Source organism: Pseudoflavonifractor sp. HCP28S3_F10, assembly GCF_052065415.1.
Classification (GTDB): Bacteria; Bacillota; Clostridia; order Oscillospirales; family Oscillospiraceae; genus Pseudoflavonifractor_A.
Window position 1 is genome coordinate 65207 of sequence record NZ_JBQHUB010000006.1, and the last position, 12571, is coordinate 77777.

The window sequence follows — 12571 nt, forward strand, 5'->3', positions numbered from 1 at the left end:
GCCGCCATGGGCTCTCGCAAGCCACTGCGGGAAGCGGGCTTTGCCGCCCTCTTCCTGCTGCTCACCGTCTTTCTCCTTCAGCTGGCCGGGGCGGTCCTCCGCCCGCCCCAGGTCTCCTTCGGCTCCACCTGGCGGGCCTACCGGGCCGAGCCGAAGAATTCCATAGATGTCCTCTATTTCGGCAGCTCCTATGCCTACTGCGACTACGACCCGGTGGAGGTCTACCGGGAGACCGGCCTCACCGGCTATGTGATGGGCGGCTCGGAGCAGACCATGTCCATCACCTACTGGTATCTCCGGGAGGCGCTGGCCACCCAGACCCCCTCGGCAGTGGTCATCGAGCCCACCGGCGTGTTCTTTGAACGATATCAGAGCTTTACCCAGACCAACCTGGTGTACATGCCCTTCTCCCTCAACAAGCTGGGGGCCGTCTTTACCGCCGCCGAGCCCGCTCTCCGCCCGGGACTGCTCTTTGACCTGTGGTTCTATCACGACCGCTGGCGGGAGGTCACCCTTTCCGACGCGCTGGAGCGTCTTTCCCCCGCCCGGCCCGACGAAAAAAAGGGCAATACCCCCGTCCAGGGGACCGCTCAGGAGCTGCCCGGCGCTCCCGTCCGCTCCGGGATGTCCATCTCCGGGGAACAATATCAGGAAAACCTGAACTGGCTGGACCGCTGCCTCTCCCTCTGCCGGGCGCGGAAGATCCCCGTCCTGCTTCTGGTCAATCCCACCTACAGCCAGTATCTCCCGGAGGTCTACGGCGAACTGGAGGAGCACGTCCGCCGGACCGTGCCGGAGGCACACTTCGTCAACTGGAGCGACGCCTGGGACGCTCTGGGCCTCACCCCCGCCCTCCACCTGTATGACGGCGGCCACCTCAACCACGACGGCGCCATCCTGTATTCCCATGCGGTGGGCCGCCTGCTTCAGGAGGAGTTGGCCCTGGTCCCCCGTCCCCAGTCCGGCGCCAACGCCGCCGCCTGGGACGCTCTTCTCCAGCGCTGCGACGCCCCAAATGCGTGAAAAAGGCCGGGTCATCCCCGGCCTTTTTGCTGTAACATGCGATTCAACATCAGAGCCAGTCCTCCACCACATCCCTCAGTGAAACAGGCGTCACCACATTGCGCGTCAGCAGCTCCATCAGCTCGTCGATGCGCGATATGCTCACCGTAATGTTGGGGAGCTCGGCCGCGTCACCCCGGTCAGAAGCGGCTATCTTCACGCCATAGCTCTCGCACGCGAAGCCTTCGGACATCTCCATCTGATCCACCAGAATGTAGTAATCAAACCGGTAGCGCTGTCCATCCTCTCCTTCCTTTTCGCGCTGGTCAATATACAGTTCCCTCATTCCATATGTTCCCCCTCGGTTTATGATATCTTCCCTGCCATTATATTGCATTTTATGCCTGCCGCAAAGAACTATCGACCGCAATTATCGTCATTTTTCGTTCTTATTCTCTCTGATTTTACAATATTTTATCCAATTTCACGCTGTATTTGTCGAAACATAGGAGAAATGCACGTACCTTGACGTACGATTCCTCCTTGCCAATTCCGTGATTTACCGCTTGTGTCTTCCCGGTTTCTCTGATACGCTCCGTTTAACAAGGAGTGAACTGTGCTATGGATTTTCTCTCGATGCTTCGCCGTGTATCCCCTCTGTCCAGACTCTTTATGGAGCTGGGTACCCGGCTCTGCGCCGCCATGCTCTCGGCCGCCCTTTTGATCCTGGTGTGGGCCGACGCGGCGGATGGGCGCACCGCCCTCTTGCTGGATTATGCCCAAACCATGACCGCTCTGGCTCTGGTTCCTCTGGCCGCGGGCCAGATCGGTGCGGCCCTGCTGGAAGATATTCTGTGGAGCACTACATAAAAACGCGGGGGCGTGACCGCCTCCGCGTTTTTCCATTCTATGATTTTCCTTTCCTGCAGTCCGCCCCGCCTCTGCCATTGAAGTCCCGGTCGAACCACGCTGAGAGGGGCGCCCCGGTGGAGACACTCGCCATAAACTCCCGCAGATGGGCAGCGGCTGCCGGCACCTCGCTGTGAAAGAGCTCCAATATCCGGTCGCCACACTCCCGGCTCTCCGGCGCGGGCTCCCGCCGGAGGATGACCCCCCTGAGCTCCCGGCAGGCGGGGATGAGCCCGATCACCTTGTCGGCCAGCCAGCCGCCCCGGGTGCCGTACCGCTGGGCAAGGAGACGGCTGTAGTACCGCATGGCCTCATAGCCCCGGCGCAGCTGGGCCGGGGCAGCCGTCTCATAGGCGGCGGCCGCCGCCGTGTAGACATGCTCATCCTCAATGGGCGGCAGGTAGACCCGCCCTGCCGACACCAGGCCCCGGTTCTCGATGAGACGCCGGTCCAGCTCTGCCTCCATGGCCAGATGGGCGATGCGCCCGGCCTCAGCCTGAGACCGGATAAAGCCGTGACAGGCGGCATCCAGCGCAAAATGGCACAGGAAACCGGCGGCATAGCTGCCGCTCTGGGGCACGCCGTCCCGGATGGCCCCGGCCAGCCGCTGGAATACCGGCAGGGCGCTCTCTCCGTGCAGGCGCATGGCCTCCCGCCGGCAGGCGGTCACCAGGGCAGGACGGTAGAAATACAGCGGATCCGGCCCCAGACACCCCAGGTTGAAGGCCTCCCGCTCCCGGCGGATGGGGTCGGAGAGCTCCTCCGGCGTCTCCCGCAGGACTTTGGCCCCAAAGATCAGATGTGCGAAATAATTGGGCATGCCGCGCTCACCTCCCTCCGCCGCGCCGCTTGATCTGAACGCAGCCCGGTCCCTTAGTTTACCACGTTTTTTCACTTCAAATCATGGAATGTAAAGGAAACCAGCTCCCGGCCGGAGGGCCGGGAGCTGGTTCTTCTTCCGGTAGTCGTTCGGTCAGCCGCCCAAATAGGCCTTCTTGACGGCCTCGTCCTCCAGCAGCTCGGCGCCGGTGCCGGTGGCCACGATCTTGCCGGTCTCCAGCACATAGCCCCGGTGGGCGATGGACAGGGCCATCTGGGCGTTCTGCTCCACCAGCAGGATGGTGGTGCCCGCCCGGTTGAGCTCCTTGATGATGTCGAAGATCTGCTCCACCAGAATGGGAGCCAGGCCCATGGAGGGCTCGTCCAGCATCAGCAGCTTGGGACGTGACATGAGGGCACGGCCCATGGCCAGCATCTGCTGCTCGCCGCCGGACAGGGTGCCGGCCACCTGCCTGCGCCGCTCCTTCAGGCGGGGGAAGCGCTCATACACATCGGCCAGGCCGGGCTCGATGGTACTGTTGGGCTGGGTGAAGGCGCCCATCTCCAGGTTCTCCTCCACGGTCATCTGGAGGAAGACCCGCCGCCCCTCGGGCACCTGGGCCAGACCGTGGGCCACCACTTTGTGGGGCGGTACGCCCACGATATTCTTGCCCATGAACTCGATGGACCCGGTGCGGGTGTGGAGCAGGCCGGAGATGGTCTGCAATGTGGTGGACTTTCCGGCGCCGTTGGCGCCGATGAGGGTGACGATCTCGCCGTCGTTGACCTCGAAGGACACGTTCTTGATGGCGTGGATGGCGCCGTAGTAGACGTTGATGTCATTGACCTTCAGCATACCGCTCACGCCTCCTTCTTCTTTTTCTGGCTGCCCAGATAGGCCTCGATGACCTTGGGGTTGTTCTGGATCTCCTCCGGCGTGCCCTTGGCGATGATGCGGCCGAAGTTGAGCACGCAGATGCCCTCGCAGATGCCCATGACCAGGTTCATATCGTGCTCGATAAGCATGATGGCGATGTGGAAGGTATCCCGGATCTTCAGGATATTCTCCATCAGGTCGGCGGTCTCGGAGGGGTTCATGCCGGCGGCGGGCTCGTCCAGCAGCAGCAGGGAGGGATTGGTGGCCAGGGCCCGGACGATCTCCAGCCGGCGCTGTGCGCCGTAGGGCAGGCTGCCCGCCTGATGGTCGGCCAGATTCTCCATGTCGAAGATGTGCAGCAGTTCCATGGCGCTCTCATGGGCCAGCTTCTCCTTCTTCCAGTAGCCCGGCAGGCGGAAGATGCCGTCCCACATGGGATAGCGGATCTGGTTGTGGAGGCCGATCTTCACGTTGTCCTCCACGCTCAGCTTGTCGAACAGGCGGATGTTCTGGAAGGTACGGGCGATGCCGGCCTGGTTGACCTGGGCGGTGGTCATGCTGTGGGTGTCCTTCCCGTCCAGCAGTATGGTGCCCCGGGTGGGCTGGTACACCTTGGTCAGCAGGTTGAATACGGTGGTCTTGCCCGCGCCGTTGGGGCCGATGAGACCGGCGATCTCGGTGCGGCCGATGGCCATGTCAAAGCTGTCCACGGCGGTCAGACCGCCGAAGTCGATGCCCAGATTGCGGCACTCCAGGATGGGCCGCTTGTCCACGTCCCGCTCAGGGACCATGTTCACGCTGGGCACCGGGACCAGCTTGGTGGGGGTGCGCTTTTCCATTCGGCTCATGCCTGTCTGCCTCCTTTCGCCTGGACGGGGTTCTTACGGGCCCGCTTGGTCAGGCCAAAGCGGCCGAAGAATTCCTTGATGGTGGGATTGTTGGTGGCCAGCATCACCAGGATGAGCACGATGGCGTAGACCAGCATCCGGTAATCGCTGAACCGGCGCAGCATCTCAGGCAGCACGGTGAGCAGGGTGGCCGCCACAACGGAGCCCCACATATTGCCCAGGCCGCCCAGCACCACAAACACCAGGATCAGGATGGAGGTGTTGAAATCGAACTTGTTGGCGGTAATGGTGGAGAAGTTCATGCTGAACAGCGCGCCCGCCGCGCCCGCCAGAGCGGCGGAGATGACGAAGGCCATCATCTTGTACTTGGTGATGTTGATGCCCACGCTCTCGGCGGCGATGCGGTTGTCCCGCAGGGCCATGATGGCACGGCCGGCACGGCTGTTCACCAGATTGAACACCACCGCCAGGGTGATGAGGATCAGGATAAAGCCGGCGGTGAAGGTGGAGATCTTGGCCACGCCGGACACGCCCATGGCGCCGCTGATGAGGACCTTGCCGCCCTCGCCCAGCTTGAGCTCATTGGCGTTCTGGAGCATGAGGCCGAAGTGGAGGCCCCGGCCGTCCACGCCCACGTAGAGGTTGTTGATGATGCTCTTGATGATCTCGCCGAAGGCCAGGGTGACGATGGCCAGGTAGTCGCCGTTGAGCCGCAGCACCGGGATGCCGATGAGGAAGCCGGCCACAGCGGCGCACAGCGCGCCCACCGCCATGGCGACCGCCAGGCGCAGCGGCGCGAAGGGGATGGCCTCGGCCAGGCTCATGGCCGCCACCACGCCGGAAAAGGCGCCCACGCTCATAAAGCCGGCGTGGCCCAGAGAGAGCTCGCCCAGCACGCCCACTGTCAGGTTCAGGGAGATGGCCATGACGATATAGGCGCAGATGGGTACCAGCTGGCCCTTCAGGGAGCTGCTGATGCTGCCGCCGGCCAGCAGGAGCTGGATGACCACGTAGCCTGCGATGACCAGGGCATAGGTAAACAGACTGCTGCGGGTGCTCTTTTTCATACGTTTGATCTGTTTCATGACCGCCACCTCAGACTTTCTCACGGATCTGCTTGCCCAGCAATCCCGCGGGCTTGACCAGCAGAACGATGATGAGGACGGCGAACACGATGGCGTCGGACATCTGGGTGGAGATCAGGCCCTTGGCAAAGATCTCGATGATGCCCAGCAGGATGCCGCCCAGGAACGCGCCGGGGATGGAGCCGATGCCGCCGAACACGGCGGCGGTGAAGGCTTTGATGCCGGGCATGGAGCCGGTGGTGGGCTGCAGGGTGGGGTAGGCGGAGCAGAGCAGCACGCCGGCGATGGCGGCCAGGGCCGAGCCGATGGCGAAGGTCACCGAGATGGTGGTGTTCACGTTGATGCCCATGAGCTGGGCCGCACCCTTATCCTCCGAGCAGGCCCGCATGGCCTTGCCCATCTTGGTCTGGCCGGTGAAGGTGGTCAGCGCGATCATGATGACCACACAGGCCGCGATGGTCACCAGAGTGGTCAGGGACACGGAGATGGGGCCCAGGGACAGGCTCACATTGCCGAAAATGCTGGGGAACACCTTGGGGTTGGAGCTCCAGCGCAGCTGGGCCGCGTTCTGCAGGAAATAGCTCATACCGATGGCGGTGATGAGGACAGCCAGGGAGGGAGCCTGCCGCAGGGGCTTGTAGGCCAAGCGCTCGATGACCACGCCCAGCACCGTGCACACCGCCATGGCGGCCAGCACGCCCACGATGGGGGGCAGGTGGTAGGAGTTGATGACGAAGAAGCAGATGTAGGCTCCCACCATGATGACGTCGCCATGGGCGAAGTTGAGCATCTTGGCGATGCCGTAGACCATGGTATAGCCCAGGGCGATGATGGCATAGACGCTGCCCAGACTGATGCCGTTGATCAGGTAGGTCACGAAGGTCAGAAGATCCATATGCACACCTCAATTTCTCTCTTGGGATGGGCTGATCGGAAAAAAGCCGGACCGCCCGCCGGCGCTTTTCCGATCAGCCTTTTCTTTGCGGAAAACAGAAGAAAGAGGGCTGCCGTTTCCGGCAGCCCTCCTGGAACTTCCGTAAAGGGCAAATCGCTTGGGGATGCGGTGCGGGGGATCAATCCATGCCCACGTAGCCGCCGTTCTCGATGACCATGCCCTTGGGGGCCTTGGACACGGCGCCGGTCTGATCCCAGGTCATGCCCTCGCCGGTCAGGCCGTCCAGGGTCACGCCCTCATGGCCGTCATAGGTGGGGAAGGTCTCGACCAGCTTCTCGCAGATGTCCTGGGCGCTCATGTCGGGGGTGCAGCCGGCCTTCTCCAGGGCGGCTGCGTAGGCGTAGACGCAGTCATAGGCGTCGGCGGCGAACTGGTTGGGGATCTCGCCGAACTTGTCCTGATAGGTCTTGACAAAGTTCTGGGTCTTCTCATCAGTGGAGTCGGCATTGAAGGGGGTCAGGAGCATGACGCCCTCGGCCAGGGAGGTGTCGAAGCCCTCCAGGGTCAGGATGCCGTCCATGCCGTCCACGCCGAAGAACTTGGGCGCGTAGTTCATGGCCTTGGCCTGGGAGAGGATCAGGGAAGCGGGGGTGTAGTACATGGGCAGGAAGATCAGGTCCGCGCCGGCGCTCTTGGCCTCGTTGAGCTGCACGCTGAAGTCGGTGTCGTTGCCGTCGGCGAAGGCGCCCTCACTGACCACCTCAAGGCCCAGCTCGGCGGCCTTGGACTTGAAGGTGTCGGTGATGCCCATGGAGTAGACGTCGTCGTTCTTGTAGATGATGCCGATCTTGGTGCCCAGCTTCTTGTCAAAGATATACTGGGCGGAGGCGGAGCCCTGGTTGGGGTCCACGAAGCACATCTGGTACATATTATCCTTACCCTCCAGAACAGCGGTGGAGGAGGCGGAAGGAGTCAGGGCGAAGATCCGGTCGGCAAAGGTCTCGGAGCTGGTGGCCTCGCAGGGCTTGGAGGTCACGGAACCCAGGGAGATCTGCATGCCCCAGTCCTTCAGGGCGTTGTAAGCGTTGACAGCCTTCTCGGCGTCGTGGGTGTCGTCCTCGTACTTGAGCTCGAACTGGATGGCGCCGCCGGCGGCGTTGATCTCGTCCACAGCGATCTGGGCGCCGTTCTTGGCAGCGTTGCCGTAGATAGCGGCGCCGCCGGTCAGGGGGCCGGTGCCGCCCAGCTTGAAGGCAGCGGAAGCGGAGCCGGCCGGGCTGCTGGACTCAGGCTGCTTGGCGGTGCCGCCGCCGCAGCCAGCCAGGAGCGAAAGGCTCATCGCGGCTGCCATTGCAAGAGACAGAAAACGCATCTTTTTCATATTCATGTACCCTCCTTACAGGTTGTTGACATTATACGCCGTGCCCAAAAAGTTGTCAACCTGTTAAAATAGCCAATGCGGTCTCCTGCCCCATGGGGATTCATGTCAGTAAAGCACAAAATCAGATCAAAATACCGCCATTGGGGCTCAAGACCTGCCCAGTCATAAAGGAAGCGGCCTCCGACGCCAGGAAAAAGACGCTCTCCGCCACGTCCTCCGGCCGGCCGATGGTCTCCAGAGGCGTCTCCTGCCGGAGAACTTCCAGATCTTCCGGCGTCAGATTGCCGTTCATCTCGGTGTCGATGACCCCCGGGGCCACACAATTCACCGTGATCCCGGAGGGCCCAACCTCCTTGGCCAGAGCCCTGGTAAGGCCGATTACAGCGGCTTTTGAGGCCGAATAGGCCACCTCGCAGGAAGCGCCGGTCAGTCCCCACATGGAGGACATGGTGATGATCCTTCCCGCCTTCCGGTGAATGAAATGGGGCAGCACCGCCCGGCAGCAGCGGAAGGTCCCATCCACATTGACATTGAAGAGCTCCCGCCAGTCCCGGTCGGAAATATCGGTGAAGAGCTGCTGTTTTGCCACGCCTGCGTTGCACACCAGAATGTCAAGTTGACAAAATTTATCCAACACATTGTCAACCATTCGCTCCACCTGCGCCGTATCGCCCACGTCGGCCTGAAAGAGTTCCACCCGGGCTCCCGCCGCCCGCAGCTCCTCCGCCAGAGCCAGGGCCCGCTCCTCCGCACGGCAGTAGTTCAGCGCCACCCGGTCCCCCGCCGCGGCAAACCGCCGGGCACAGGCCGCGCCGATCCCCCGGCTGGCCCCTGTGATGAGCACTGTCCTTCCACGTTCCATGCTTCTCCCTCCTTATCCAAACAAAAAAGAAGCACCTGCGGGCAGGTGCTTCTTTTTCTGGTGGACGATACAGGACTTGAACCTGTGACCTCCCGCACGTCAAGCGGATGCTCTACCAGCTGAGCTAATCGTCCAAACAGCGTAGTTTATTATAGCGGAAGTATTCTTTGTTGTCAACCCCTTTTTTATCTTTTCCTGCTTTACGGCCGCCGTACCGGAGCAAGCTCCGGCACGGCGGCCGTTTTTGCGATACAGGGCGGCAGACGGGTACTCAGATCCGCTCCCCTTCCGGAGCATCCGGCTTTTTGATGATCTTCATCATGGTGCCGTCCTCTTTCCAGACCAGCTCGTCCAGATTGAGGAACTCTTTTACAAAATCCCCGGCGGGATGCCGGTAGATATGGTAGGGCGTGTCGTTCTGGATCAGCCTGCCCTGTTCCATAATGGCCATGGAGTCAGAGAGGATCATGGCCTCCTCCTGGTCGTGGGTGACGAACACCATGGTCATATCCAGCTCCCGCTGGAGCTTTTTCAGCTCGGCGCGCATTTTGACCCGCAGCGCCGCGTCCAGGTTGCAGAAGGGCTCATCCAGCAGGCAGAGCTTGGGCTCCACGATGAGGGCCCGGGCCAGGGCCACCCGCTGCTGCTGTCCGCCGCTGATCTCATGGATCCGGGCGCCGGCATAGTCGGTGAGGCCCACCATATCCAGATATTTCATTCCCTTCTCCCTGGCGGCGGCTTTGCCACAGGACTGGAACTTCAGCCCGTACATCACATTCTGCAGCACCGACATGTGGGGAAACAGGCTGTAGGACTGGAACACCGTGGTCACCGGCCGGCGCTCCGGCGGGAGCGCCGTGATGTCCTGCCCATCCAGCCGGATGGTCCCCCCATCCGGCATCAGGAAGCCGCCGATCATGTTCAGCGTGGTGGTCTTGCCGCAGCCGGAGGAGCCCAGGATGCACAGCAGTTCTCCCCGTTCCAGGGAAAGAGAGAGGTCCTGGACCACCTCTTTTTCGCCAAATCGCTTCTTTAAGTGGCTCAGCTCAAGATACACGAGGTCTCGCCGCCTTCCATGAGATGAGATAGGCCAGTCCCTCCACCGCCAGCACGATCACGATGATGAGCGTGGAGATCAGGGAGGCCAGCGCATAGTCGCCCGCGTACACTGCGTCGAACAGTTTGAATACCGCCAGCTTCTTCCCGGGGTTTATCAGGAAGAGGATGGCCCCGGCAGTGGTCATGCTGCTGGAAAAATTGTAGACAAAACAGCTCAGGAACGCCGGACGCAGGCTGGGCAGGATCACGTCCCGCATCACCGCAAAGGGGCCGCCCCCCAGGTCCCGGGCTGCCCGCTCCAGGGATTCGGGCACCTGGGTCAGGGTAGCCGTGCAGATCTTGGTGCAGGTGGGCAGCTGCTTGAACAGCATGTTGGCCAGAACGATGACCGCCGTGCCGGTAAGCTTCAGCGGCTGGGAGTTGAAGGCCAGGATATAGCCGATACCGAAGCAGGTGCCGGGCAGCATGTAGGGCAGAGTCACCAGACAGTCGAAGAAGCTGCGCCCCGGCACGTGCCGACGCTCCATATAATAGGAGAACAGGATGGCGAACAGCGTACCCGCCAGAGAGACGATCAGGGCGTACCAGATGCTGCGCAGCATGGTGGAGGCGTCATATTTCAAAAGCTGCTCCAGATACCGGGTGGTAAAGGCGTACTTTCCCCGGGTGCTCTTGAGGAATCCGGAGAGGAAGATACAACCGTACTGCAGCACCATCATCCCGAAAAAGAGCATACTCACTCCAATGGCCGCGGCACCCATGGGACCGCAGCGGGAGAGCTTGAGCTCCAGCCCCTCCTGCCGTCCCCGGCTCCCCTCGGTCAGGCGGTCAGACTGGCGCAGCAGATACCGGTAGAGGAAAAACGCCGCGATGGAGGGCAGCAGCAGGAACATGTTCATGGCGGAGGCCTTTTCCAGATTGGAATAGCCCACCAGCTGAAGGTAGATCTCCGACGCGATGGTGGAGAACCGGCCGCCGATGATCACCGGCGTGCCGAAATCGGCCAGCGAGCGGACAAAGGAGAGCAGCAGGGACACCAGGATGCCCGGCCGCATCAGGGGGAGCACAATATCCCGCAGGATGGCGGCGGGACTGGCCCCCAGGTCCCGGGCGGCCTGCAGGCTGCCCCCGTCCAGCTTGGAGAGGATCCCGCCCAGGAACAGGGCGTTGAGGGGCACGAAGGAGATGCTCTGCATCCAGATCACGCCCCAGCAGTTATAGGGGTCCCAGGACAGGTGCAGCAGCCGGTAGGTGATCCACCCCCGGCGGCCGTAGAGCTGGATATAGGCCAGCGAGGACACAAAGGGAGGCGAGACCATGGTGATGAGCAGCAGTCCCATACACAGCAGCCTGACCCACCCCCGCCTGGTGGCGATAAACAGCGCCGTGGCCACCGACAAAATGGTGCAGAACACCGCCGTCAGTACACCCACAAAGACGCTGTTCCAGAGATTGACGCGGTATTGCTCCCACACCGCCTGATAGGCCCCCGCGCCGAAGCTCCCGCCCCCCTGAAAGCTGCGCAGCAGGATGCACAGCATGGGGTAAAAAACGAACAGGCACACGCTGCCCAGCAGCGCCAGCAGCAGGAGCTTGTCCATACCATAGCCGCAAGCGTGAAAAAGGGCATCTCTCGATGCCCTTTTCGCGGAAACGGAACCGCTTCGATCATTCATTGGCAGCCTTGTCGCCCATCAGGGTCTCAAAGCGCTCCAGGATCTCGGTGCGCTGGGCGCCGAACAGGGACAGGTCCTCCTCCATCAGGATAGAGGTGTCATAGCCCAGCTCCACACCCTCCAGAGAGGGCTTGACCAGCTTGACGCCGTCCTTCTGGTCGATCTCGGCCAGCATGCGCAGGTTGTCGTCGTTGCTGAAGAGCCACTCCACGAAGTACTTGGCGGCCTCCACATTGTCGGCGTTCTTAAAGACGGCCACTCCCTCGGGCACCCAGGGGATACCGTCGGTGGGATAGACGATGGAGACAGGGTACTCCTCGGTCAGGGCCTCCACGCCCCGGTCGATATAGGAGATGCCAATGGCGTACTCGTCGGCAATGGTCTTGTTCTTGGGGTCGGAGCCGCGCTTGCCGTAGTAGGCGATGTTCTCGTTCAGGCCCTCAAAGTACTTCCAGCCCTCTTCCTCGCCCATGGTCTGCAGCAGGGCGTTGACCACGGCGTAGTTGGTGCCGGAGACCGCGGGGTTGGACATGATGATCTCACCGGCATACTCGCTCTTGAGCAGGTCAGTCCAGGAGGTGGGAGCCTCCAGCTTCAGCTCCTCCAGGAGCTTGTCGTTGACCAGGAAGCCCACGATGGTGATGCCCTTGGAGTACCAGTAGCCGTCAGCGTCCTTATAGGTGTCGGACAGATCGGCCGCCGCGTCGAACTGCACCTGCTCCAGCAGGCCGTCGTCCTTGGCGCTCATGAAGGCGTCGATGCCGCCGCCGAACCACAGGTCGGCGGCGGGGGTGCCGCCCTCGGCCCGCAGCTTGGAGAGGACCTCGCCGGAGGACATGGAGAGCAGCTCCACCTTCACGCCGGTCTCCTCGGTGAACTTGTCAAAGAGCGTCACATAGTCTTCGCTGGTGGCGACCACCTTCATGGTGCCGCTCAGCTCGGGCGCGGCAGCCTCCGGCGCGGGGGTGGCAGTGGGGGCCGCAGTGGGGGCGGGGGTGGCGCTGGGTGCGGCGGAGCCGCCGCAGGCCGCCAGTCCAAATACCATGGCTGCGGCCAGGCAGAGGGAAAGCAGCTTTTTCTTCATTTTTAAGTACCTATCCTTTCATGCTTGTCGGCAAAGCTGGCCCGCACGTCGGTCTCTGACGCCTGGACCGGTCT

General features: G+C 62.2%; 13 protein-coding genes and 1 tRNA gene. 2 read left to right on the forward strand and 12 right to left on the reverse strand.

Going from position 1 to position 12571, the window contains the following annotated elements:
* Positions 1-6: 6 nt before the first annotated feature.
* Complete coding sequence (locus ACTNBZ_RS04590) at positions 7-1023, forward strand: hypothetical protein (RefSeq protein WP_441208520.1); 1017 nt, start codon at positions 7-9, stop codon at positions 1021-1023.
* Positions 1024-1072: 49 nt separating this feature from the next.
* On the opposite strand, the gene ACTNBZ_RS04595 is transcribed toward ACTNBZ_RS04590, so the two are convergent.
* Positions 1073-1348 carry a DUF6514 family protein gene (locus tag ACTNBZ_RS04595; RefSeq protein WP_441208521.1) on the reverse strand — a complete coding sequence of 92 codons (276 nt, stop codon included), beginning with the start codon at positions 1346-1348 and terminating at the stop codon, positions 1073-1075.
* Positions 1349-1623: 275 nt separating this feature from the next.
* Between ACTNBZ_RS04595 and ACTNBZ_RS04600 the strand changes: the two genes are divergently transcribed.
* On the forward strand, positions 1624-1872 hold the full coding sequence (locus tag ACTNBZ_RS04600) for a hypothetical protein (RefSeq protein ID WP_441208522.1): 249 nt from the start codon (positions 1624-1626) through the stop codon (positions 1870-1872).
* Between the two features lie 37 nt (positions 1873-1909).
* Here the strand turns inward: ACTNBZ_RS04600 and ACTNBZ_RS04605 are convergent, their stop codons facing one another.
* From ACTNBZ_RS04605 to ACTNBZ_RS04655, 11 genes are all read right to left on the reverse strand, one after another.
* The gene (locus tag ACTNBZ_RS04605) at positions 1910-2731 is read right to left on the reverse strand and encodes a zinc dependent phospholipase C family protein (RefSeq protein ID WP_441208523.1); all 822 of its coding nucleotides are present in this window, start codon (positions 2729-2731) and stop codon (positions 1910-1912) included.
* Positions 2732-2884: 153 nt separating this feature from the next.
* Positions 2885-3586: an ABC transporter ATP-binding protein gene (locus ACTNBZ_RS04610; RefSeq protein ID WP_441208524.1), complete on the reverse strand. Its 702-nt coding sequence runs from the start codon at positions 3584-3586 to the stop codon at positions 2885-2887.
* A 5-nt stretch (positions 3587-3591) separates the two neighbouring features.
* Positions 3592-4398, reverse strand: coding sequence for an ABC transporter ATP-binding protein (locus ACTNBZ_RS04615; RefSeq protein WP_441208551.1), 807 nt, complete (start codon positions 4396-4398; stop codon positions 3592-3594).
* Between the two features lie 53 nt (positions 4399-4451).
* Positions 4452-5540, reverse strand: coding sequence for a branched-chain amino acid ABC transporter permease (locus tag ACTNBZ_RS04620; RefSeq protein WP_441208525.1), 1089 nt, complete (start codon positions 5538-5540; stop codon positions 4452-4454).
* A gap of 10 nt (positions 5541-5550) precedes the next feature.
* Complete coding sequence (locus tag ACTNBZ_RS04625; RefSeq protein WP_441208552.1) at positions 5551-6426, reverse strand: branched-chain amino acid ABC transporter permease; 876 nt, start codon at positions 6424-6426, stop codon at positions 5551-5553.
* A 187-nt stretch (positions 6427-6613) separates the two neighbouring features.
* On the reverse strand, positions 6614-7816 hold the full coding sequence (locus ACTNBZ_RS04630; protein ID WP_441208526.1) for an ABC transporter substrate-binding protein: 1203 nt from the start codon (positions 7814-7816) through the stop codon (positions 6614-6616).
* Between the two features lie 121 nt (positions 7817-7937).
* Positions 7938-8678, reverse strand: a complete 741-nt coding sequence (gene ymfI, locus ACTNBZ_RS04635; protein WP_441208527.1) for an elongation factor P 5-aminopentanone reductase — start codon at positions 8676-8678, stop codon at positions 7938-7940.
* A 58-nt stretch (positions 8679-8736) separates the two neighbouring features.
* Positions 8737-8812, reverse strand: a tRNA-Val gene (locus ACTNBZ_RS04640).
* A 137-nt stretch (positions 8813-8949) separates the two neighbouring features.
* Positions 8950-9735 (reverse strand): ABC transporter ATP-binding protein, encoded by a 786-nt coding sequence (locus tag ACTNBZ_RS04645; protein WP_441208528.1) that lies wholly within the window; start codon positions 9733-9735, stop codon positions 8950-8952.
* A complete protein-coding gene (locus tag ACTNBZ_RS04650; protein ID WP_441208529.1) occupies positions 9725-11338 on the reverse strand; it encodes an ABC transporter permease in 1614 nt (537 codons plus the stop codon). The genes ACTNBZ_RS04645 and ACTNBZ_RS04650 overlap by 11 nt, the downstream gene beginning before the upstream one ends.
* A 67-nt stretch (positions 11339-11405) precedes the next feature.
* Positions 11406-12497, reverse strand: coding sequence for an ABC transporter substrate-binding protein (locus ACTNBZ_RS04655; protein WP_441208530.1), 1092 nt, complete (start codon positions 12495-12497; stop codon positions 11406-11408).
* Positions 12498-12571 lie beyond the last annotated feature (74 nt).

Bases quoted from the DNA above. Each gene is read 5' to 3' on its own strand.
- ACTNBZ_RS04590 (WP_441208520.1), top strand. From the start codon at position 7: ATGGGCTCTCGCAAGCCACTGCGGGAAGCGGGCTTTGCCGCCCTCTTC.
- ACTNBZ_RS04630 (WP_441208526.1), bottom strand. From the start codon at position 7,816: ATGAAAAAGATGCGTTTTCTGTCTCTTGCAATGGCAGCCGCGATGAGC.
- ACTNBZ_RS04650 (WP_441208529.1), bottom strand. From the start codon at position 11,338: ATGGACAAGCTCCTGCTGCTGGCGCTGCTGGGCAGCGTGTGCCTGTTC.
- ACTNBZ_RS04655 (WP_441208530.1), bottom strand. From the start codon at position 12,497: ATGAAGAAAAAGCTGCTTTCCCTCTGCCTGGCCGCAGCCATGGTATTT.
- ACTNBZ_RS04595 (WP_441208521.1), bottom strand. From the start codon at position 1,348: ATGAGGGAACTGTATATTGACCAGCGCGAAAAGGAAGGAGAGGATGGA.
- ACTNBZ_RS04600 (WP_441208522.1), top strand. From the start codon at position 1,624: ATGGATTTTCTCTCGATGCTTCGCCGTGTATCCCCTCTGTCCAGACTC.
- ACTNBZ_RS04610 (WP_441208524.1), bottom strand. From the start codon at position 3,586: ATGCTGAAGGTCAATGACATCAACGTCTACTACGGCGCCATCCACGCC.
- ACTNBZ_RS04615 (WP_441208551.1), bottom strand. From the start codon at position 4,398: ATGGTCCCTGAGCGGGACGTGGACAAGCGGCCCATCCTGGAGTGCCGC.
- ACTNBZ_RS04605 (WP_441208523.1), bottom strand. From the start codon at position 2,731: ATGCCCAATTATTTCGCACATCTGATCTTTGGGGCCAAAGTCCTGCGG.
- ACTNBZ_RS04620 (WP_441208525.1), bottom strand. From the start codon at position 5,540: ATGAAACAGATCAAACGTATGAAAAAGAGCACCCGCAGCAGTCTGTTT.
- ymfI (WP_441208527.1), bottom strand. From the start codon at position 8,678: ATGGAACGTGGAAGGACAGTGCTCATCACAGGGGCCAGCCGGGGGATC.